18 protein-coding genes are annotated in these 18,030 nt (G+C 62.3%); 15 read left to right on the top strand and 3 right to left on the bottom strand.

The features are described from left to right. Window positions 1-156: 156 nt before the first annotated feature. From glmM to HMPREF3147_RS07605, 3 genes are all read left to right on the top strand, one after another. Window positions 157-1,500 (top strand): phosphoglucosamine mutase, encoded by a 1,344-nt coding sequence (gene glmM, locus HMPREF3147_RS07615; protein ID WP_070446538.1) that lies wholly within the window; start codon window positions 157-159, stop codon window positions 1,498-1,500. A 140-nt stretch (window positions 1,501-1,640) separates the two neighbouring features. Beyond that, entirely contained in the window at window positions 1,641-1,952 is a 312-nt protein-coding gene (locus HMPREF3147_RS07610; RefSeq protein ID WP_070446536.1) for a hypothetical protein, read from the top strand. After that, complete coding sequence (locus HMPREF3147_RS07605) at window positions 1,952-3,619, top strand: zinc metalloprotease (protein ID WP_070446534.1); 1,668 nt, start codon at window positions 1,952-1,954, stop codon at window positions 3,617-3,619. Before HMPREF3147_RS07610 ends, HMPREF3147_RS07605 begins: the two co-directional genes overlap by 1 nt. 646 nt (window positions 3,620-4,265) lie before the next feature. Here HMPREF3147_RS07605 and HMPREF3147_RS07590 read toward each other — a convergent pair. Then, the gene (locus HMPREF3147_RS07590; protein WP_070446529.1) at window positions 4,266-5,087 is read right to left on the bottom strand and encodes a dienelactone hydrolase family protein; all 822 of its coding nucleotides are present in this window, start codon (window positions 5,085-5,087) and stop codon (window positions 4,266-4,268) included. Window positions 5,088-5,205: 118 nt separating this feature from the next. On the opposite strand from HMPREF3147_RS07590, the gene glmS reads away from it, so the two are divergent. The 9 genes from glmS (at window position 5,206) to HMPREF3147_RS07545 (ending at window position 13,810) form a co-directional block, all read left to right on the top strand. Next, window positions 5,206-7,077, top strand: coding sequence for a glutamine--fructose-6-phosphate transaminase (isomerizing) (gene glmS, locus HMPREF3147_RS07585; RefSeq protein WP_070446527.1), 1,872 nt, complete (start codon window positions 5,206-5,208; stop codon window positions 7,075-7,077). A 31-nt stretch (window positions 7,078-7,108) separates the two neighbouring features. Beyond that, window positions 7,109-8,206 (top strand): alanine racemase, encoded by a 1,098-nt coding sequence (gene alr / locus HMPREF3147_RS07580; RefSeq protein ID WP_210384578.1) that lies wholly within the window; start codon window positions 7,109-7,111, stop codon window positions 8,204-8,206. Then, entirely contained in the window at window positions 8,196-8,660 is a 465-nt protein-coding gene (gene tsaE / locus HMPREF3147_RS07575) for a tRNA (adenosine(37)-N6)-threonylcarbamoyltransferase complex ATPase subunit type 1 TsaE (RefSeq protein ID WP_070446525.1), read from the top strand. Before alr ends, tsaE begins: the two co-directional genes overlap by 11 nt. A gap of 1 nt (window position 8,661) precedes the next feature. After that, window positions 8,662-10,254, top strand: coding sequence for an aspartate:alanine exchanger family transporter (locus HMPREF3147_RS07570; RefSeq protein ID WP_070446522.1), 1,593 nt, complete (start codon window positions 8,662-8,664; stop codon window positions 10,252-10,254). A gap of 140 nt (window positions 10,255-10,394) precedes the next feature. Further along, window positions 10,395-10,964 carry a hypothetical protein gene (locus tag HMPREF3147_RS07565; protein ID WP_070446520.1) on the top strand — a complete coding sequence of 190 codons (570 nt, stop codon included), beginning with the start codon at window positions 10,395-10,397 and terminating at the stop codon, window positions 10,962-10,964. Then, window positions 10,964-11,656 carry a tRNA (adenosine(37)-N6)-threonylcarbamoyltransferase complex dimerization subunit type 1 TsaB gene (gene tsaB / locus HMPREF3147_RS07560; RefSeq protein WP_070446518.1) on the top strand — a complete coding sequence of 231 codons (693 nt, stop codon included), beginning with the start codon at window positions 10,964-10,966 and terminating at the stop codon, window positions 11,654-11,656. Before HMPREF3147_RS07565 ends, tsaB begins: the two co-directional genes overlap by 1 nt. Further along, window positions 11,653-12,168, top strand: a complete 516-nt coding sequence (locus tag HMPREF3147_RS07555) for a GNAT family N-acetyltransferase (protein WP_070446515.1) — start codon at window positions 11,653-11,655, stop codon at window positions 12,166-12,168. Before tsaB ends, HMPREF3147_RS07555 begins: the two co-directional genes overlap by 4 nt. Beyond that, window positions 12,162-13,214: a tRNA (adenosine(37)-N6)-threonylcarbamoyltransferase complex transferase subunit TsaD gene (gene tsaD, locus HMPREF3147_RS07550; protein WP_070446514.1), complete on the top strand. Its 1,053-nt coding sequence runs from the start codon at window positions 12,162-12,164 to the stop codon at window positions 13,212-13,214. The genes HMPREF3147_RS07555 and tsaD overlap by 7 nt, the downstream gene beginning before the upstream one ends. Before the next feature lie 167 nt (window positions 13,215-13,381). Continuing rightward, window positions 13,382-13,810, top strand: a complete 429-nt coding sequence (locus HMPREF3147_RS07545; RefSeq protein WP_070446512.1) for a hypothetical protein — start codon at window positions 13,382-13,384, stop codon at window positions 13,808-13,810. A gap of 34 nt (window positions 13,811-13,844) precedes the next feature. On the opposite strand, the gene HMPREF3147_RS07540 is transcribed toward HMPREF3147_RS07545, so the two are convergent. Together HMPREF3147_RS07540 and HMPREF3147_RS07535 are read right to left on the bottom strand one after the other, a co-directional pair. Next, window positions 13,845-14,480 (bottom strand): response regulator transcription factor, encoded by a 636-nt coding sequence (locus HMPREF3147_RS07540; RefSeq protein WP_070446510.1) that lies wholly within the window; start codon window positions 14,478-14,480, stop codon window positions 13,845-13,847. Continuing rightward, a complete protein-coding gene (locus HMPREF3147_RS07535; protein WP_070446508.1) occupies window positions 14,477-15,607 on the bottom strand; it encodes a sensor histidine kinase in 1,131 nt (376 codons plus the stop codon). Before HMPREF3147_RS07535 ends, HMPREF3147_RS07540 begins: the two co-directional genes overlap by 4 nt. Window positions 15,608-15,719: 112 nt before the next feature. Here HMPREF3147_RS07535 and HMPREF3147_RS07530 point away from each other — a divergent pair, with 112 nt between their 5' ends. From HMPREF3147_RS07530 to groES, 3 genes are all read left to right on the top strand, one after another. Then, window positions 15,720-16,325 carry an ABC transporter ATP-binding protein gene (locus HMPREF3147_RS07530; protein WP_070446505.1) on the top strand — a complete coding sequence of 202 codons (606 nt, stop codon included), beginning with the start codon at window positions 15,720-15,722 and terminating at the stop codon, window positions 16,323-16,325. Then, a complete protein-coding gene (locus HMPREF3147_RS07525; protein ID WP_070446503.1) occupies window positions 16,309-17,583 on the top strand; it encodes an FtsX-like permease family protein in 1,275 nt (424 codons plus the stop codon). The genes HMPREF3147_RS07530 and HMPREF3147_RS07525 overlap by 17 nt, the downstream gene beginning before the upstream one ends. A gap of 141 nt (window positions 17,584-17,724) precedes the next feature. Next, entirely contained in the window at window positions 17,725-18,024 is a 300-nt protein-coding gene (gene groES, locus HMPREF3147_RS07520) for a co-chaperone GroES (protein ID WP_167595557.1), read from the top strand. The last annotated feature ends 6 nt before the right edge of the window (window positions 18,025-18,030 follow it).

Here is an 18,030-nt window from a genome sequence, read left to right as displayed (position 1 = left end):
TTTCCGAAAGCCGCTGCTTCCCTTTCGTGGAGGTGGCGGCTTTCGCCGTGTATGGCAGGGGTGGGGCGAGTTTCCTGCTATGTTGCGGGGTATAACCAAGCCCCAAAGGTGGACCGATCTGCGCCACACAACGGGGAGCGGGCATAATGAACAACTATGACTCGACTTTTTGGAACCGATGGAGTTCGCGGCCTCGCGAACAAGAAGCTCACACCGATTCTCGCGCTGCGCTTGGGCCAGGCGGCAGCGGAAGTTCTTACTTCAGACCGTGAATCTTATGAGCGTCGCCCGCTCGCGATTATCGGGCGCGACCCGCGTGTGTCGGGTGAGATGCTGGATGCGGCGATTGCCTCGGGTCTGGCATCGCGAGGCGTTGACGTCGTGCGCGTCGGCGTGCTGCCTACCCCGGCAATCGCGTTCCTTACCGATGACTTTGGGGCAGATCTCGGCGTGATGATCTCCGCTTCCCATAACCCGATGCCAGACAATGGCATCAAGTTCTTCTCCGCGGGCGGCAAGAAGTTGCCGGATGAGGTGGAAGACCGCATCCAGGCTGCTATGGACAATCTCACTGAAGATGGCCCGACTGCGACCAAGATTGGCCGCATTATTTCGGAGGCTCCCGACGGCCGCGAGCGCTACCTGAAGCACTTGGCCGAGGTTGTTACCACGGATCTCAGCGGCATCAAGGTGGTCGTCGACACTGCAAATGGTGCTGCCTCCAAGGTTGCACCGCAGGCCTATGAGGCTGCGGGTGCTGAGGTCGTTGCCATTCACAACAAGCCCAATGCCTTCAACATCAATGAGGATTGCGGCTCGACGCACATTGAGAAGACCCAGGAGGCCGTCGTCGAGCACGGCGCCGATCTGGGCCTAGCGCACGATGGTGACGCTGACCGCTGCCTAGCCGTGGATGCCGAAGGCAACGTCGTTGACGGTGACCAGATCATGGCGATACTCGCCGTGGGTATGAAGGAAGAAAACGATCTTCGCTTCAACACCTTGGTGGCCACCGTGATGTCGAACCTGGGCCTGAAGCTGGCCATGCAGGAGCAGGGCATCGAGGTCAAGGAAACCGCCGTGGGTGACCGCTACGTGCTGGAAGAGCTCAATCGCGGTGACTTCTCTCTGGGCGGTGAGCAGTCCGGCCACGTGGTGCTGCCGGATGATTGCACCACTGGTGATGGCACGCTAACCGGTTTGTCCATCATGGCGCGCATGACCAAGTCCGGAAAGTCCCTCAAGGAGCTGGCCTCCGTGATGACGGTGCTGCCGCAGGTGCTTATCAACGTGCCGGTTTCCGACAAGACCGCCATCCTTAACGCCCCTGAGGTTAAGGAAGCTATCGCTGCTGCCGAGGCGGAGCTCGGTGATACCGGCCGTGTTCTGCTGCGCCCGTCCGGCACGGAGGAGCTCTTCCGCGTCATGGTGGAGGCTGCTGAAAAGGAGCAGGCGCGCAAGGTCGCAGGCAAGCTTGCGGCCGTCGTTGCTGCAGTGTAGCTCTACTCATTCCACCACAACCCCAGGCTGCTGGCCTGGGGTTTCGTGTTTTGTGGGGTGGTGTGGGAACCAAAGGGGATGTTGCTCAGTCCAATAAAAGCAGGAATCACTGTTTGTTGTGGACGAGAAGGAGGGCACATATGCCCGACGTATTTTTTGATGAGGATGAAGCCACGCGGCTTCTCGACGCCGTCGTGGACCAAACCCGTGCCCAAAGTGACGCGCACCGCGGGGATAGACCGAATTTTCCCCAATCCTCCGCGGGGCGTGATTTCGGCGGGCACGGCGCACAGATTCAGGCCCTGTTGAACCGGCTCCATGAACGCGGTGCGTGGCGGTTAGAGAACATATCGGCCACAGCGGATGCCGCGCGCGAACAACTGCGTGCTTTCGGGGACGTGGACCGCGGCCTCGCCGGGCAACTCGGTGACCAGGAAGCAGGGGTGAATTGATGTCCACGATGGTCAAGTCACTCTTGGGTGATTATTCACAAGCGGTGTCCCAGTTCCAGGCGGCAAGCCGAGGAGGCTATTCCGGGCCCAGCACGCCCATTGGCTTGTTGGGAGACATGGTGGGGTCGGTCGATGGGATTAACCCAGGCGACTTGGTTACGAACACTGCGTCGGCGATGGGTGCTCGCCGCCCAGGGCGCGGTGGTAACGGGTTGCGGGAATTCCTTCTCGGTACGGTTCTATCGCTGGCCGGGGGAGCGATCATGGATCATTTGCGCGGCGTGCAAGACGATTTCGACAAGGAAAGGGACGAAGCCGATGATTTGGTGGAATCCGCGCAGCAGTGTTCGGATGCCATCGAAGACGTCGTTGATGTTTCTGATTCCGCGGTGGCAGAGCTTATCTCTGCTGTGATTCCACTGATTAACATTTTGACCATGCTGTTGCAGCGGCACCCTCTGGGAAAGGTCATCATCCCGGTGATATCGCGCATTGGTGGGGAGCTTATCGATCAGACGAATGACACCATCACGCAAACGTGCCGGGACCGCGATACCGCCATTGAGAATTGCTATGACGAGTTTGAACGGCGCTGCACCGAGGTGTGCGAGCGGGAGCTGCCGGAAACCCCGCCAGAGCCCGAATGCGGCTGTGAGGAGAAGCGGAAAGAGTGCCCGCAACCTGAGCCTGAACCTTGTGCATCGGCCCAGCCGTCACCAGCTCCGGCCCCGTCCACACCGTCTCAGCCCACACAGCCAGCTCAGCCTTCGGCGCCAGCTGCACCGCAGCAACCTGTAGAGCCGAAACCAGAAACACCGGTGGCACCACCAGAAAAGCCGGAGTCCACCCAGCCCGCCACGGTGCCTGAAAAAGACTGCCCACCGGTTGAAGAGAAGCCACAGCCTGCGCCGCCGACTGAGCCGAGCCATGTGCCGACTGAGCCCGCTTCAACGGCACCAGAAGAGGAGCACACACCGTGCCGCTGCACAGAAGAGAAAGCGGCACACACCTGTGACTGCGGTGAGCATCAGCGAGAACTAGGAACCACGAAGCCCGCTGATGCAGGAGTTGACGTTCCCATCGAGCCTGTGCCGCAGGAGGTGGTGGACTGCCCAGAGGACGAGGAGCCGGTGGCTGAGGAGGCCAAGTGTCCTGAAGAGTCGTTAGAAAGCGATGATTGCGAAGAGCCAGAGCAGCCACCCGGTGCGGAAGCAGGTGAGTGCAAGCCTGAAGAAGCCTGCTGTGGAAGCTTAGGCCTGCTTGGCGTGGGCGTTGCCATTCTGGGGCTGGGTCTGTTGGCTGAGGCAGCTATGGACTTCGTGGAGAATCTGCCGGAGCCGGAGCCCGTACCGGAGCCTGTACCCGAGCCAGAACCGCAGCCAGAGCCCGAACCCTGCCCACCGCCTGCACCAGAGCCTGCTCCTGACAACGGTGTTACGCCGCCGCCTCCGGAGCTGAACAACGTTCCTGAGCCAGAGGCACCGCCAGAGAAACTTGCGCACATGCAGGCAGCGGAGGCACCGGCGCCGCAGCCAGCCCCGGCGCCAGCACCTGCACCTGAGCCAGTACCAGGTCCGGCCGCTGGGGCTGAGGCCACGCCAGAAATGCCCCCGCAAGAAAGTTCAGAAACCTCCTCCGTACACGCACGAAAGGCAGGGCAGTGGTAATGCCGCACAATGATTTTGATGAGTTCGCGCGCGGATTCCGCGAGCGCACAGCCGCACGGCTGCTGGAATTTGAGAAAGCCATGGCTAAAGCACAGGACGAATTGGAAAAGTCTGCGCAGCGTGCCGCCCAAGCCCAATCGCCTGCAGAGGCGCAGCGGCGGAACCCTGCTTCTAGGGGCGGAGCGCACAGCCAAAGCCAAAGGCAGGGGCGAGGCCGCCCGCGCGGCCAAGTGCAATCAGTGCTCAGGCGCGGGTGACACGGAAACCGGGAAACTCCTCAGTGCGCCAGCAGCCCCGGATGTTACTGTGGCGTGAGTAGCCACTGCACGTATCAACCAAGGTTTGGGGGAAGACCACATGACAGTTCCTTGGCTTTATGACGTCTTGTGGGGAGTTCTTCCCATGCTGTACCTCTTGGTGGCTTTTGTCGTGCTTGGCATTGAGATTAAATGCGACAGAGATATGGCCCACATAAAGCTGTGGACGGCCGCGCAGCTGCTTCTCCCAGGAATTGGCCTTATCGCCTGGCTTCTCCTTGAAGTTCCCCGCTTAAAAAGACTAAAGCAGGACGAATAAACGATCGTCCTGCTTTAGTCGGAGCACACGTGCGCCTTGCGGTGCTAGCTCGTCGAAACCTTTCCCGTCGCTAGAAACCCGCGCGCTTGGTGAGGTCCTCGCCGAGGAAGCTCTCGACGCCCTTGGCGGAGGCGTCGGCAGCCGCAAAGGCGTCATATTTGGACTCACCAGCCAGGGTGGACAGCAAGAAGCCGGTGACTAGGCCGCGGGCTGTCTCAACGGCGGATCCTTGGAAGAAGCCGGAACCAAGCGCCAACTTGAAGAATTTATCCTCGCTGAAACCGGACTGCGTGCCCTTAGCAACCTCACGGTAGGCCACCGGGCCGCCCCAGGCGTTGGCTAGCTTCGCGGGATTACCGGCGCGGAAGATATCATCCTGGCCTGCGCCGATAACGAGCCCGCGGGCCTTAACAGCGTGGGCGGCCTGAACTGCAGAGGGGGAAGTATCGGCGGGGTAGAGGGCAGCGACGGCGCGGACCTTTGGGTTATCCACGGCGGCCAAGGTGGCTACGCCGCCGCCCATGCCGTGTCCAAAGACACCCAGTTTGGAGGGGGACACCGAAATCTTTCCGGCACCCAACCGGACACCAGCGGCAATCTGCAACGCCGATTCGAGGTCGGCAGCCAAGTTGCGGTGCTTGGCAAAGACGCCTGTTTCTGTATCGGGAGCAACCACTACGATGCCCCAGCTGGCCAAGTGGCGCAGGGTGGCGTGGTAGTCCTTAACGCTTTTCGTCCAGTCGTGGGCAAATGCCACGGCAGGCAGACCTTTACCCTCAGCTGGGGTGTAGACCTTGCCTTCCAGCCCTGCATAGGACAGGTCCCCGACGAGAACGCGGTGCGGGCCGCGCTTGGACAACGTACCGAGATGCTTCTTCAAATTCGCAGACACGCTTTACAGAATAGAGCAAAGAGTAGGTAAAGCGGTGGACACTATAAGGCAGTGGGGGGAGAATTAAACGCGATCCTTGAGATTCGGCATGATAAATCATGCTGTAAAATTTTTTCCCATGTGTGGAATCGTTGGATACATTGGCCGAAATACCGATGGCCGTGAGTACTTTGCGTTAGACGTTGTGCTGGAGGGCCTGCGCCGATTGGAGTATCGCGGCTATGACTCAGCAGGCGTCGCAATGTACGCCGATGGTGAGATCGGCTGGCGCAAGAAGGCCGGAAAGGTCGCTGCGCTGGAAGCCGAAATCGCTGCGCGTCCACTGAAGGATTCCGTCCTGGGCATCGGCCACACCCGCTGGGCTACTCACGGTGGCCCGACCGATCTGAACGCCCACCCGCACGTGGTGGATGGCGGCAAGCTCGCCGTCGTGCACAACGGCATCATCGAGAACTTTGCTGAGCTTAAAAGCGAGCTGGAGGGCAAGGGACATAACTTCGTCTCCGAGACCGACACCGAGGTAGCCGCCACCCTTCTGGCAGATGTGTTCCACAACGAAGCCGGCGGTGACCTCACCAAGGCTATGCAGCTGACCGGCAAGCGTCTGGAAGGTGCGTTCACCCTCTTGGCTATTCACGCCGAGCAGGCGGATCGCATCGTGGCTGCGCGCCGCGATTCGCCGCTGGTCATCGGCCTGGGTGAGGGGGAGAACTTCCTGGGTTCGGACGTCTCCGGCTTCATCGACTACACCAAGTCTGCCGTGGAGATGGACAACGACCAGGTCGTGACCATCACCGCGGATGACATCGAAATCACCGACTATGAGGGCAACCCCGCCCAGGGCAAGCCTTTCGAGATCAAGTGGGATGCCGCTGCTGCTGAAAAGGGCGGCTTTAACTCCTTCATGGAGAAGGAAATCCACGACCAGCCAGCAGCCGTGCGCGATACCCTGCTGGGCCGCCTCGATGAGACCGGCAACCTGATCCTCGATGAGATCCGCATCGAGGAATCGGTGCTCAAGTCCATCGACAAGATCATCGTCATCGCCTGCGGCACCGCCGCCTACGCCGGCCACGTCGCGCGCTACGCCATCGAGCACTGGTGCCGCATCCCGTGCGAGGTGGAGCTGGCCCATGAGTTCCGCTACCGCGATCCGATCGTCAACGAGAAGACCCTGGTCGTGGCCCTGTCCCAGTCGGGCGAGACCATGGATACCCTCATGGCCGTGCGCCACGCCCGCCAGCAGGGCGCCAAGGTGATTGCCATCTGCAACACCCAGGGTTCCTCCATTCCGCGCGAGTCCGACGCCGCCCTCTACACCCACGCCGGCCCGGAGATCGCCGTGGCCTCCACCAAGGCCTTCCTGGCGCAGATCACCGCGACCTACCTGCTAGGCCTCTACCTGGCGCGCCTGCGCGGCAACATGTTCTCCGATGAGGTCAACTCGGTCCTCGAAGACCTGCGTGGCATGCCGGATAAGGTCCAGGCAATCATCGACAACGAGCAGCAGGTCTACGACCTAGCCAACGCTATGGAGAACGCCAAGTCGGTGCTTTTCCTAGGCCGCCACGTCGGCTTCCCTGTCGCGCTGGAGGGCGCGCTCAAGCTCAAGGAGATTGCCTACCTGCATGCGGAGGGCTTCGCCGCCGGTGAGCTCAAGCACGGCCCCATCGCGCTCATCGAGGAAGGGCAGCCGGTCTTCGTCATCGTGCCTTCCCCGCGTGGCCGCGATTCCCTGCATGCCAAGGTTGTCTCCAATATCCAGGAGATCCGCGCCCGTGGTGCTATCACCATCGTCATCGCGGAAGAGGGCGACGAGGCAGTCGAGGCCTACGCTAACCACATCATCCGCATCCCGCAGGCGCCGACGCTGATGCAGCCGCTGCTGGCTACCGTTCCGTTGCAGATTTTCGCCTGCGGTGTAGCCACCGCCAAGGGCTATGACGTGGACCAGCCGCGCAATCTGGCGAAGTCCGTGACCGTCGAATAGCGCTGAGCCCTCAAGTGGCACAATGGTGGGTATGTTAAAAACCACCGTTGACCTCAACGCTATTGCCCACAATGTTGCTCGCGTGAAGGAGGCGGTGGCCCCGGCCCGCCTCATGTGCGTGGTCAAGGCGGATGCCTATGGCCACGGCATCGAGCGCTGCGCACCGGTCATGGCGAAGGCTGGGGCAGACGCCTTCGGGGTGGCCACCTTGGCCGAGGCTGTCACACTGCGGAAGGTCATTGACACCCTCCCCATCGCTGCTTGGCTGTGGGAGCCAACAGAGGACATCGCCCCGGCCCTCGCCGCTGGTATCCAGATCGGCATCCCTTCGCTGGCGCACGCCCAAGCACTCATTGCCGCTGAGACTCCCACCGAAGTCTTCGTGATGGTGGAGACGGGGATGCACCGATCGGGCGTCGACAAGCATGCGTGGGAGGAGACCTTCCGCCTGCTTGCCGACGCCCCCGACATCACCGTCCTCGGCCTTATGTCCCACTTCGCCTGCGCTGATGAGCCGGCGCACCCGCACAATGATCATCAGGAATCTGAGTTCCGCCAGGCCCTAACGCTTGCCCGTGAGGTGGGGCTGGAGTGTCCGCTGAACCACCTGGCTAACTCGCCCGCGGCCTTGACTCGCCCCTCGGCGCGTTTTGAACAGGTGCGCGTCGGTGTGGCCCTGTATGGGCTCGAACCGGTCGCCGGGCGCGACCATGGGCTGGAACCCGCCATGACGTGGGAGGCTTCCGTCGTCGCAGTGAAGCCGATTTCGGCGGGGGAGTCCACGTGTTATGGCCTGACCTGGACCGCGGATAGCGACCGCGAGCTCGCCACCGTCAGCGTGGGCTATGCCGATGGCCTACCGCGCGCCTTTCAGGGGGCGCTGCAGGTAGGTATTGGCGGCGAGCTCTACCCGCAGGTGGGGCGGGTCTGCATGGACCAGATCGTCGTCGACCTCGGCGCGAGCCCTCACGGCGTGCGCGCCGGAGACACTGCCGTTATCTTCGGGCGCGGCGGTATGAGCGCTACAGAATTGGCCGAGACAGCCGGGACCATCAACTATGAAGTGGTGTGCCGCCCCACCGGGCGCACCGAGCGTACATACCGCGAAGGAGCTAGCGATGCGCAGTGATTTTCCACACGAAGGACGCCGTGAGGCCGCCACGCCAGAGGATGCCCAGGCATTTGGTGAAGAGCTAGGCGCGGCGCTGGAAGCAGGAGACCTGGTTATCCTCGACGGCCCCTTAGGCGCCGGGAAAACCACCTTTACGCAGGGCATTGCCCGCGGGATGCAGGTGAAGGGGCGGGTGACCTCACCGACCTTCGTCATCGCGCGCGAGCACCCTTCCCGCGTGGGCGGGCCGACGTTGGTGCACGTGGATGCCTACCGCCTGCTCGATCATTCGGATGATCCGTTGGGGGAGCTGGACAGTCTGGACTTGGACACCGAAATAGAGGACGCCGTGGTCGTTGCCGAGTGGGGTGGGGGCTTCATGGAGCGCCTGTCTGATGCGTACCTCGCTATCACAATTAACCGCGACTCGGACGATGATGTCCGCGTATTTACATGGAAATGGGTGAATTAACGTGCTGGCTTTTCTTGCTGAACAGCCCTTGCTGACGCTCTTTCTCATCATGGCGGTGGGACTGGCCGTGGGCAAGATCAATGTCTTCGGCATCTCGCTCGGCGCCGCGGCTGCGATGTTCGTGGCCTTGGGCTTGTCCGCGGCGAACCCGGACATCGTGGTCCCGGCGTTCGTGTACCAATTTGGCCTGGCCATCTTCGTTTACGTCATCGGCCTGAACTTCGGCCGTAGCTTCTTCGAAGATTTCCGCCGGCGCGGCTGGAAGATGTCCATGGTGGTCATCGTCTTCTTCTTCATTCTGGCGGGGCTGACAACCCTGGCGATGCGCCTCTTTGATCTGGACCCCGCAATCAGCGTGGGCACCCTTGCAGGTTCGCTGAGCTCGACGCCCGGTATGGCCGCGGTCGTCGAGGCTTTGGGCGGTGACAGTACCCCGGTGGTGGGCTATTCCTTGGCCTACCCAGGCTGCATCATCGGAACCATCCTGGTGGCCGCCATCGGTGCGAAAGTCCTGCGTGTGAACCACGTTGAGGACGCCCGCGCCGAGGGCATGATTGCGGAGCCACTGGAGTGGCGGGCGGTGCGCCTGACCCGCGACTTTGACGCAACGGTAGGTCAGCTGCAGGAGGTGACTGGCGAGCGCGTCATCGCTACCCGCCACGTCAACAATCCCCACAACCACAACCTGGCCTACCCGGAGCTGCCGCTGCGCGCCGGCATGGAGCTTTTGCTCAACGGCACGGCCCCAGCGCTGGATAGCGCGATTTCCCAATTGGGTGAGGAGATCCACCTCAACCTCCACGAGGAAGATGGCCTGGTCTACCGCCGCCTGACCGTGTCCAGCCCACGTGTTGCGGGCTATCAGCTCAAGGATTTGGACACTGTGAAGGAAGGCTTCCTCATCGCGCGCGTGCGCCGCGGTGACTCGGACGTTGTACCGAACGAGGAAACCGTCCTGCATTACTCGGACCGCGTGCGCGTTATCACCGCGCCGGGCAGGCTTGACGACGTCCGCCGTTTCCTCGGCGACTCCGAAGCCAAACTCGGCAACGTTGATCTCTTCCCCTTTGCCCTCGGTCTCTTCATTGGTCTGCTCTTCGGCGCTATCCCGATTCCGTTGCCGGGCGGCACGACGCTCTCCTTCGGCTTCGGTGGCGGCCCCATCGTCGTCGGCCTCATCTTGGGCGCGCTGGGCCGCTCGGGCCCGATTAACTGGCAGCTTCCTTTCCACGCCAAGCAGACAATCTCCACGCTGGGCTTGACCTTGTTCTTGGCGGGCGTGGGTACGTCGGCAGGCGGCCAGTTCCGTGATGCGCTGTCGGATCCGACCTCCCTGAAGTACATCGGTGTGGGCATGGTGCTGTCGCTGGTCTCCGCCATCGGCATCGTCGCGGTATCCATGCTGGTGCTGCGCCTGAAGTTTGATGAGTCGATGGGCATCGCCGCGGGTATGACCACGAACCCGGCGATCATGGCCTACCTCAACCCCCAGACCGGTACTCAGCTGGCAGAGCGCGGCTATGCCACCGTGTATCCCACGACGATGATCGGCAAGATCCTCATGTGTCAGGTCCTAGCGTTGTTGATCGTGTGACCCTGTGTGCCTGATTTTTTATGCTGGGCGTGGCGCTTCAGCGCAGGGCCTTCACAAGGGTTGTTCAGGTTCGCGGCAAGGTGGTCGCGTAGGATATCTCCCGTACTGAACTCCCTATTAATTAGGAGCACATCCCTTTTATGAACAAAATCGGACAGTTCATCACCACCGTTGTTATCGGCGGCTTCGCCGTATTCCTTGCCGCGCTCATCGTGCTGCCGATGGTCCGGACGGCGGACGCGGAGTCGAAGGAGCCCTCAACCGTTGCTCAGTCCCTGAGCGCCTACCCGAAGAATCTGGACTTCGCTATGTTCATCCCGCAGGATGTGTACGGCCCAGAGTGGAGTGCGGCCGCAGCCGTCTGCCCGGGTATCACCGAAGAGCAGCTCAAGGAGCGCGGAGTGGAGACGGGAAACCTGAATATCGACTTCGTCGATGGGGCTGTGCCTGATGACGTGAACTACATGCTGCTGGTCTCGCAGTACAACGAATTCAAGGCGGAGAAGCTGCCGCGCGCGAAGGTGGACCTCTGTGATGGTTTCCTGCAGCAGCTGAAGACACCGGAAGCTGCTAGCCAGAATATCCCGCCGCTGTTGCCGTTCCAGCAGGGACAGCCGCTGCAGTTTATGCGCGATACCCCGGAATACGTGGAGAAATTGGGGAAGAACAACCCTGACTACGTTGAGACCGACTGGCACCTCGCAGGCTAATGAAGGTTCTCGCACTCGATACCGCCACCACGGATCTGGTCACGGGCATCGTTGACACCGACACCGGGGAGAGCATCGACCGTGTTATCAGCGGTACGCGCGCCCACAACGAGAAGCTCATCCCTACTATCGAAGAGCTGCTTGCCGACGCCTCCCTGACCTACCCAGATCTCTCCGCCATCGTCGTGGGCATGGGGCCCGGGCCGTTTACCGGTCTGCGTGTGGGCATGGCTACCGCTTCTGCCTTGGGAGTGGCCCTTGACCTGCCGGTCCATGGTGTGTGCACTCTGGACGCCATCGCGCACGGCCGCGCGGGGGAGTGGTTGGTGGCCATCGACGCCCGCCGCAAAGAGGTCTACTGGGCCACCTTTGCCGATGGGGAGCGTCGCAGCGGCCCAAACGTATCGAAGCCGGAAACCCTTGATCTGAGCGCCGCCGGACTCGCGAGCCCGGAAAGCGTGCGCCTAGTGTTCCCCGAGTCTATTGCCCCGCGTTTGCCGGAGGGCATCGCTGACCTTCCCCGTGAGTGGGCTACCCCGCGCGCAGCGGGTTTGGTTGCCTGCGCCGATCTGTCCGCTGAACCTGAGCCGCTTGTCCCGCTCTACCTTCGCCGTCCCGATGCCGTGGAACCACAGGCCAAGCCGCGCTCGGCTGCCTTGGTCGGCGGCATCGAGGACACAGCGGCATCATGAGGCTGCGGCCATTAGCGTCCGCGGACGCGCCGCGCTGTGCCGAGTTAGAGAAGGTCCTTTTCCCCGGCGAAAGCCCATGGCCGGCGCGAGCCTTCGAGCAGGAAATCGCGGCGGGCCACACCACGTACTGGGCGGTTGACGCAAGCGTCAACCGCGTGGGCCACAACGTCAACCGCGTGGGCCACAACGACAACCGCGCGGAAGTTCTCGGCTACGCCGGCGTGGGCCGCATGGGCCCCGCTGCCTGGCCGGAGTACGAAATCCGCACCATCGGCGTCGATCCCGCGGCCCAACGGCAGGGCATCGCGCGGCTGATGATGGACGCCATCGTCGAACTTGCAGATTCCCACGACGCGCCCATCTTCCTCGAAGTGCGCGTGGGCAACGATCCGGCCATCCGCCTCTACGAGGCCTATGATTTTGTCATCAACGGCCTGCGCCGCAATTACTATCAACCCTCCGGTGCGGACGCCCACACCATGTATCGACCACGAAAGAGTGAAAGATGTTAATCCTCGGCATCGAGTCCTCCTGCGACGAAACCGGCGTGGGCATCATCGAGCTGTTTGATAACGGCCACATGGAGATCCGCGCCGACGTCGTCGCCTCCTCCATGGAGCAGCACGCGCGCTTCGGCGGCGTGGTTCCGGAGATTGCCTCCCGCGCCCACCTCGAGGCCATGCCACAGGTGATGAAGGCGGCGTTGGAGGAAGCGGGCGTCAAGAAGCCAGATGCGGTGGCCGCCACCGTGGGCCCGGGCCTAGCCGGCGCGCTCCTCGTCGGAGCGTCGGCAGCCAAGGCTTTTGCTTCCGCGTGGGGCGTGCCCTTCTACGGCGTCAACCACCTCGGCGGTCACGTCGCGGTGGCGAACCTGGAGGGCGAGGAGCTGCCGCATTCGGTGGCACTGCTCGTCTCCGGCGGCCACACGCAGCTGCTCGAGGTTGAGGCCGTGGGCAAACCCATGAAGGAGTTGGGCACCACGCTTGACGACGCCGCCGGCGAAGCCTACGACAAAGTCTCCCGTCTGCTGGGCTTGGGGTATCCGGGAGGGCCGATCATCGATAAGCTGGCTGCCCAAGGAAAGCCCACCATCGACCTGCCGCGGGGTTTGTCCAAGGCTGAGGACCTGCGCGGGCCCAACCGCCACAATTTCTCTTTCTCAGGGCTCAAGACTGCGGTGGCGCGCCACGTGGAAAAGGCCGAGCGAGAAGGCTCGACTGTTCAGGTTGAGGATCTCTGCGCCTCCTTCCAGGAAGCGGTGGCAGATGTGCTGACTGCCAAAGCTGTGCGCGCCTGCCAGGACACAGGCGCCAAGGTGCTGCTGCTCGGCGGCGGAGTAGCAGCGAATTCGCGGCTGCGCGCACTGGCGGCAAAGCGCTGCGAGTCTGCGGGCATTGAGTTGCGTGTGCCGCGCTTCAAGCTATGCACCGACAACGGCGTGATGATTGCGGCGGTGGCCGCCCAGCTCATTCACGAAGGCGCCGAGCCTTCCGGCCTGGCATGCGGGACGGATACGCAGCTTGAGGTGGAAGTCCCCCTCGTCGCCGCTGCGCGCTAGAAGATTCGTACCGCGCTCTGTGTCGTCGAGATTGAGGACGCCGGTCACGGCCGCGCTCTAGCGGAGGCGTACTTGGGGGTGCGCTCTAGCGGATGCGCAACCCCCAGGGTGCCGGTAGTGTGATGACCGATAATCGTCCGGCTCACACACAAGGAGCTCACACCGTTATGACCACTGGATTCCTCGTTAACCCTGATCTGTCCCGCCGCATCATCGAGTTTGAGCTCGAACAGGCAAATCAATTCCTCGGTGGTACCACCGAGGATCGCGTTTCCGTGGCCTTCCAGGATGATGGCCAGACCTACGCGGCGTTGTTTAACCCGAACGCGAAGGCTGACGACGCCGACCCGAACCCGGTGGCCTCCTTAGCCCGCAACGCTGCGGCTACCGGCAACTCCGCTTTCCTGCAGGACCCAATCCGCTCCATCTGCGGACCGGTCATCTTTGTCGCTGCCGACGGTGACGATAAGAACATCGACGAAGTCGTCGAAGCCGTGGAGCACGGCATCCGCGCGGTGAAGAACTACCGCGAGGACAACCCGGAGGAGTACCAGCTGTGGCGCGCGGCTGTGCTGAACTCCCACCGGCAGGTCTAATTCCAGCCTTTGTTTGTAGGGCCTGAGCGCTTTCCTAGCGCTCGGTGTGCCGCAGCCATGTCAATACGGCCTTCACCCGTCGGTTGGAGTCCTCGGGTCGAAACCCGAGTTTTATAAATACATTGGAGACGTGCTTGCTTACTGCTCCGGAGGTAAGGACGAGCGCGTCCTCAATGTCTTTATTGCTCAATCCTTGGGCCATAAGCCCCAGTACCTCCCGCTCGCGAGCGGTGAGCCGGGCTAAACCAGTGTGCCTTGCGGAAAGCAGCGCCGTGACCACCTCTGGGTCCACCACGGTGCCGCCGCGGGCGACATCGTTAAGCGTGCGCACGAATTCTTCAACATCAGAAACGCGCTCCTTGAGTAGGTACCCGAATCCGCCGTGCTCCAGGAGGCGGTCGAGATAGCTTGCCGCTACGTATTGGCTGAGCACCACTACGGGTTGGGCGGGGTTGGCTGCCCGCAGATCATGCACGGCTTGAAGCCCGTCATCGGTCATCGTGGGCGGCATACGCACATCGCTGATAATGAGGTCGAAGTCTTCCTGCCCTGCGATGGCGCGCAGTGCTTCGGCATCTGTGACTGCCGTTACGCTATAGCCTAACGCACTGAGTAGTTGCTCCAGCCCCGCGCGCAGGAGCGCGGAATCTTCTGCGAGTAGTAGCTTCATTTCGCCTCCTTCAGCGGTAGTTTGACCAGCAGCTGGCCGCCGCCTTCACCCGTAGCATTGGCGCTAGCAGCATCAAAGGTCACCGTGCCGCCGAGTGCAGCAGCACGCTCGCGCAGCCCGGCGAGGCCCGTGCCCGAACCCACAGCTGCACTCTCACCGTCCAGCTCTTTGTCCGTGGGTCCCGTGCCATTATCTACGATTTCTAGGCGCAGCATATCCCTAAAAGCGACCGTTACCGCGGCTTCGGTGGCTGCGCCGTGCTTAGAGGCGTTTGTGAGCGCCTCGGCGACTGCATGGTAGGCCAGCAGTGCTGTGGTCTCGTCAATCGAGCTCTCAGCGCCCTCTACACGAAGTGTGGTCTCAAGCCCGGAATGGGCGAGTAACTCGTCGAGGGCGGGGATAAGTCCGTCATCGAAAAGCACCTGCGGCGCAATGCCACGCACTGTCGCCCGCAATGAAGCCAGGGCCAAAGAGGCATTATGTTCTGCGTCAGTCAAGGCCTGCTGTGCTTGGGACGGGGCTTGTCGTTTTGCCGCGGCCAAGTTGAGCTTGAGCGCGGTGAGGTACTGCTGCGGACCATCGTGCAGTTCGCGTTCGATGCGGCGGCGCTCGCCGGAGAAGGCATCAATGAGTGTGGCACGCGAGGCTGCCAATTCCTCAGCCGAAGGACTCAATGCCAGCCGCGTTAGCGTGGTCGACGCCAAGACCAAGAGGCGGTTGAGGCCTACCAATAGAGCCGCCAGCATTGCCGCGGCCAGCCAGCAGGTGAAGAAAATCAGCGGACGGTTGGAGGTGGACCACTCGCCAACGGAGAACTCAGCCTTAGGCACGAATGGCGCTATCACTAGCACACCCGCTGTGAAACCCAGGGCCGTCCACGCGGTAAAACACGCAGCTGAAATCAATAACTGCAACACGAGGTGATAGAACTGCTGCCAATCAAACCATCGATCTGCGCGCCGGGGTGGAATTTCCACGCCCATCCACTTTGCGCCCAACCGGCCGACAAACTCCGTGGCGCGACCCACCAACGGGATCCACGGCAGCATCAACACCGAAATCACCAAGGTTGGGATACACAGCACGCCGAGGAGGAGGCTCCACGCACAGGCTTTGAGGGTTCGCATAGTCTTCGACCCTATCCGCCATGCCGGTGGAAGGGCAGTGGAGTTAGCTCCACCATTTTCCGGGTAGCCCGCTCCATGTCATTGCGTTGCGTGGCCGAGTGGAATCAGAGGCATGTTAAAAGCAGAAAACCTTAGTAAGCGCTACGGCCGCCGCACCGTGCTCAATCGCGTCAGTGTGTCCATCGCCCCAGGTGAATTCGTGGCCATCATGGGGTCGTCCGGAAGCGGCAAAACCACGCTCCTGAACCTGCTATCCGGGCTAGATAAGCCCACGTCCGGCCAAGTCAACGCGCCGGGGCGCAAGCAGCGTGCATTTGTATTTCAGGACTACAACCTGCTGGAATCCCTCAACGCGCAGCGCAATGCTACCTTGACGGCGCGTTTTTCCGGACGGCGCCCTACACGCGGCCGGGTGGCAGAGGTCTTCGACTCGCTCGGTCTCGCTGGATTGGAGAGTCGCCTGCCCGCGCAGCTGTCTGGTGGGCAGCAGCAACGCGTGGCCGTCGCCCGGGCATTGCTGGCCCAAGCGCCCTATATCTTCGCTGACGAGCCTACGGGCGCGCTTGACGACGCCACCGCTTCCACCGTCCTATCCCACCTTCGCGCCGTCGCCCGCGATGGAGCCAGCGTGATCATGGTGACTCACTCGCACCTTGCCGCCGAGGCGGCCGACCGGGTCATTTCCTTGGAGGAGGCGGCCCATGTTGGTGTGGCTTAAGGACTTACAGTCCAATTGGCTATCGTGGCTGGCCGTAGCGTTGACCTTGGTGGTGTCTTCCACCTCGTGCACCCTAGCGCTAGCCATGCTGGTCGGTTCCTCCGGAGCCGAAGAAAACCCCGCTGGGCCTCTGGGCGGCACGGTGCTGGCAATGTCACTGTGCGTGGTGGTGCTGGTGACGCTGTCTCAGATGCGCCTTATTATCGCCGAGCGTGAACCGGTCTATCGTTCTTGGCGCATGGTGGGCATGCCGAGATGGATGATCCTGTTTTTCATTCTGGGCCAAGTCGCGGTGGTCAGCGCGGCCGCCGGATTACTCGGTGTGCTGCCGGCCCGTCCACTGCTCGCACCGTGTGTGCGTGCCCTGCGCAGTGACGGCATCCCCATGCCAGATATTGCCATAACCGGCCAGGTTGTTGTCATTGCGGTAGCCGTCTGCATGTCCGCGGCCCTAGTTGGCGCGCTCCCTCCACTGCGCCGAGTCTTTCGCCCGCGCGCCACCGCACACCCGGTGTGGCTCATGGTGAAATTCCTGCTCGCATCCGCGGCCATCGGCGGCACGGTTTACGGGTGCCTGCACATCGATGACCCCGGCGACCTCCTGTCGGCCGAGATGGGCTTGGTCATCCTCGTCGCGCTCTTCTTACCCTGGCTTATGCCTGCCCTGGATCAATGGACCCGCGCGGCCGGCATCGCTGGGGCCAACGTGCGCGTGCGCCGGTCCTTTTCCACCCCGCACATCGTGCCGTGGGTGCTCGTCGGTGGCTTTATCGTCGCCGTCGGCTCGGGTCTGCGCTTTGGGAACGACGCAGGCGCCGGCGGTACCTTGTCCTCCTGGCAAGTCTTCGTCGCCCTTTTAGGGCCTGTCTTTGCCCCTAGCATCGTGGGCGCCGTGCTTACCTCGCTGCTGATGCACGGCCGCATCGCAGCCGATATTCGTGGCCTTACCTTGGCAGGTGCTGCCCCTTTGGCTTGGATGCGCGTGCAAGTAGGGGAGGCGGCTTGCCTCGCCTTGACTGCGGCTGGCGTGGTCTGTGCGCTGTGCTTGGCGACGCTCCTCCCACTCCACCGCCTCCTTACCCCACAAGAAGCACTCGGTCGGACAATCCTGGAGGAGCTATGGTGGCCGTCCTTCGCCGTAATATTCGGCGCAATGTTTATCGCCCTGGGCGCCGTCAAGCTGGCGCTGGCCGGCTTTGTACACGCACGAGCGGCGTCGTTCGCGGAAGGCGAACGGGTTAGCGGCCCACAACGTTGAGGGCTAGCAGTCGCGCGGGTAGAGTGCTAGGCAGGTTGTTTTGACCCACAGTTGTTCACCCGCGACGACGGCTGTGCTGGGCTACCCACAACCGGCACACGCACGTCCACGTGGACGTGCACTAGGAACACTTTGGAGGAAATCATCATGGCAAACATCAAGCCGCTGGAGGACAAGGTCCTCGTCCAGATCGTTGAAGCTGAGACCACCACCGCGTCCGGTCTGGTTATCCCGGACTCCGCGAAGGAGAAGCCGCAGGAGGCCACCGTCGTAGCCGTCGGCCCGGGCCGCACCAACGACAAGGGCGAGGTTGTCCCGGTCGGCGTCAACGAGGGCGACACCGTCATCTTCTCCAAGTACGGCGGCACCGAGCTGAAGTACGACGGCCAGGAGTACCTCCTGCTGTCCGCTCGCGACCTGCTCGCTGTCATCGAGAAGTAAAAGTAG

Source organism: Corynebacterium sp. HMSC05D03 (assembly GCF_001807205.1).
Taxonomy (GTDB): Bacteria; Actinomycetota; Actinomycetes; order Mycobacteriales; family Mycobacteriaceae; genus Corynebacterium; species Corynebacterium aurimucosum.
Note: the sequence above shows the minus strand (reverse complement) of the source record. Positions and strands in the feature narration are given on the sequence as shown.

Bases quoted from the DNA above. Each gene is read 5' to 3' on its own strand.
- glmM (WP_070446538.1), top strand. From the start codon at position 157: ATGACTCGACTTTTTGGAACCGATGGAGTTCGCGGCCTCGCGAACAAG.
- HMPREF3147_RS07610 (WP_070446536.1), top strand. From the start codon at position 1,641: ATGCCCGACGTATTTTTTGATGAGGATGAAGCCACGCGGCTTCTCGAC.
- HMPREF3147_RS07605 (WP_070446534.1), top strand. From the start codon at position 1,952: ATGTCCACGATGGTCAAGTCACTCTTGGGTGATTATTCACAAGCGGTG.
- glmS (WP_070446527.1), top strand. From the start codon at position 5,206: ATGTGTGGAATCGTTGGATACATTGGCCGAAATACCGATGGCCGTGAG.
- alr (WP_210384578.1), top strand. From the start codon at position 7,109: ATGTTAAAAACCACCGTTGACCTCAACGCTATTGCCCACAATGTTGCT.
- tsaE (WP_070446525.1), top strand. From the start codon at position 8,196: ATGCGCAGTGATTTTCCACACGAAGGACGCCGTGAGGCCGCCACGCCA.
- HMPREF3147_RS07565 (WP_070446520.1), top strand. From the start codon at position 10,395: ATGAACAAAATCGGACAGTTCATCACCACCGTTGTTATCGGCGGCTTC.
- tsaB (WP_070446518.1), top strand. From the start codon at position 10,964: ATGAAGGTTCTCGCACTCGATACCGCCACCACGGATCTGGTCACGGGC.
- HMPREF3147_RS07555 (WP_070446515.1), top strand. From the start codon at position 11,653: ATGAGGCTGCGGCCATTAGCGTCCGCGGACGCGCCGCGCTGTGCCGAG.
- tsaD (WP_070446514.1), top strand. From the start codon at position 12,162: ATGTTAATCCTCGGCATCGAGTCCTCCTGCGACGAAACCGGCGTGGGC.
- HMPREF3147_RS07545 (WP_070446512.1), top strand. From the start codon at position 13,382: ATGACCACTGGATTCCTCGTTAACCCTGATCTGTCCCGCCGCATCATC.
- HMPREF3147_RS07540 (WP_070446510.1), bottom strand. From the start codon at position 14,480: ATGAAGCTACTACTCGCAGAAGATTCCGCGCTCCTGCGCGCGGGGCTG.
- HMPREF3147_RS07535 (WP_070446508.1), bottom strand. From the start codon at position 15,607: ATGCGAACCCTCAAAGCCTGTGCGTGGAGCCTCCTCCTCGGCGTGCTG.
- HMPREF3147_RS07530 (WP_070446505.1), top strand. From the start codon at position 15,720: ATGTTAAAAGCAGAAAACCTTAGTAAGCGCTACGGCCGCCGCACCGTG.
- HMPREF3147_RS07525 (WP_070446503.1), top strand. From the start codon at position 16,309: ATGTTGGTGTGGCTTAAGGACTTACAGTCCAATTGGCTATCGTGGCTG.